1 protein-coding gene and 1 pseudogene are annotated in these 1627 nt (G+C 62.6%); both read left to right on the forward strand.

The window, feature by feature from the left end; all coding sequences use genetic code 11:
* Nucleotides 1-92: 92 nt before the first annotated feature.
* Nucleotides 93-333, forward strand: a pseudogene (locus ACJH6J_RS30335) (IS3 family transposase); the annotation flags it as partial.
* A gap of 50 nt (nucleotides 334-383) precedes the next feature.
* Nucleotides 384-1256, forward strand: a complete 873-nt coding sequence (locus ACJH6J_RS30340; RefSeq protein ID WP_064857761.1) for an alpha/beta fold hydrolase — start codon at nucleotides 384-386, stop codon at nucleotides 1254-1256.
* Nucleotides 1257-1627: the final 371 nt, after the last annotated feature.

The following is a 1627-nucleotide window of genomic DNA, read 5'->3' on the forward strand; positions in this document are numbered from 1 at the left end:
AACGAGTCGTCGACTGATCGCCTTCCGTCACGGCGGTGACTGCCACCAATACACACGAACCGACCGAGCAGCCCGCACCAAAAATTCAGGGCCAGTACACCTCGGCGCGGTTCGAGGAAACCCTATCCCTTGTCTGGGCTTGTGCCGCCAATCGGATCGGTCGGCAACGCCAACGACAACGCTCTCGCCGAAACGACGATCCGGCTGCACAAGAACGAAACCGTCCGCGCCGATTCACCGGCGCGGCCCACTGGACCGTCTGGCGACGTTGAGCTGCTCACCATCAACTCGGTGTTCACTGGCTCCAACACCGACCGACTCATACACCGCCTGGCTGCGTCGAAACATTGAGCACCATTCTTCTTTTGGTAAGGAGGCCGCGAATGGCACACTCCCTTGGCAGAAGCGCTGAGGTACGGCTGGCTGATGGTCGTGCACTGCATTACATGATTGCGGGCACCGATAGCGGCGTTGGGCCTACCGTGGTATTCGAATCAGGTCTAGGCGCTTCGCGCTCGGAGTGGGGTTTGGTGGCACCTCTTGTGGCGCACGAGTTCCCGACGGTGGTCTACGACCGGGCCAATCTCGGTCGCAGCGACCCGGACCGAGCACCCCGCACTTTGGTGCGTTTGGCGGGTGATCTCGAAGAATTACTGGCCCTGCTCGACGCTGGCCCGTACATCCTGGTGGGCCATAGTTACGGGGGGACGATCGCATTGACCACCGCATCGCGTAATCAGGCCCATATAGCTGGGCTAGTGCTCGTCGACCATTCCGATGAGCAGTTGAGCGTGTGCTGCGGGTCGTCGTTGCGACATCTGCGTACGTTGGCGCTGGCGGGTCGTTGGGCCACAGGTGTGCTGCGTCGGTTGCATTTGCTGGCGTGGGCGGTGCGCCGTGTCGCGCCCGGGATGCCCGCTGATGTGGCCCGGGACCTGCTCACCGAAGATCTGACCGTAGGCGCTGAGCTGGCTGCCGATGCCGAGGAGCAGTTTTTCTTGGCCGGGCTCTCGAGCCTGCGCGCGCACCGACTTGAACTGGGCGCAATGCCCGTAACCGTGATCTCGGGCACTAAGGCTAGGCTCGTGGACCGCTCCATCCGCACGGCGTTCCTCGATGCCCACCGCCGCGCCGCCGAACGGCTCGGCGCCAGGCTTGTGTTGGCTAAAGAATCTGGGCACCTGGTGGTCTTCACCGAACCACAGCTGGTTGCGGACGAGATCAAGCGGATTGCTGCGCGCAGCATACTCGAATAGGGCTCTGAAAATCCCGGAGGCTCCTGGCCATGGAAACGACGCTACAGGCGTACCGAAGGAACAGTTGAACCGCCCCGGGTTCCGTGAACACCGGTTTATGGGTGTGCAGCCGCGGATTGGGCTGTGTTCGTAGCGTAGTAGATGGCCTCGTATTCGACCGGTGGGATGCGGCCCCAGGCGGTGCATGAGCCGGTCGGTGTTGTACCAATGCACCCAGTCGGCGGTGAGCAGCTCCACGTCGGCCAGGCGGTGCAGGGACCACGCCGGAACGGTGAATCGTCGCGGACGGCTTCGGGTTGCGTCCAGCAGAGTGGTGTATGAGTCGGACCTGATTAGCGGTACCGGCGTGTCGTAGCCGACTGATTGAAGGT

Source organism: Mycobacterium sp. SMC-18 (assembly GCF_045310895.1).
In the GTDB taxonomy this organism is placed as follows: domain Bacteria; phylum Actinomycetota; class Actinomycetes; order Mycobacteriales; family Mycobacteriaceae; genus Mycobacterium.